This is a genomic window from Streptacidiphilus sp. ASG 303 (genome assembly GCF_020991365.1).
In the GTDB taxonomy this organism is placed as follows: domain Bacteria; phylum Actinomycetota; class Actinomycetes; order Streptomycetales; family Streptomycetaceae; genus Peterkaempfera.
In genome coordinates this window covers 1-290 of record NZ_JAJLRA010000156.1, presented here as the reverse complement: position 1 = coordinate 290, position 290 = coordinate 1, and the positions used below count along the sequence as shown (strand labels likewise).

At 78.6% G+C, this 290-nt stretch carries 1 pseudogene; it reads right to left on the bottom strand.

Annotation, left to right across the window (positions count from 1 at the left end):
- Positions 1 to 290: pseudogene (locus LO771_RS30335) on the bottom strand (Lrp/AsnC family transcriptional regulator); the annotation flags it as partial.

Here is a 290-nt window from a genome sequence, read left to right as displayed (position 1 = left end):
AGGGCGGCCGCGATGGCCCGGTCGGCCTCGTCCGGCTCCCGCCGCGCCGCGGCGGCGGGAGCCGGGGTGAGGGCCTGCCGCGCGGCCGGGTCGAGCACGTCCAGCCGCCACCGGCCGGACTCCCGGAAGACGTGCAGCACCGTCTGCGCCTCCACCGAGGTGACGGCGCTGGTGGCGGGCAGCTGCGGGAGGAGGAGGCGGTTGTGCGGGGTGGCGCCGCGGGTGAACTGGACGGCGTGGATCTCGTCGCCCGCGGCGGACACGTCCAGGACCGGGATGTCCTCGCGGGC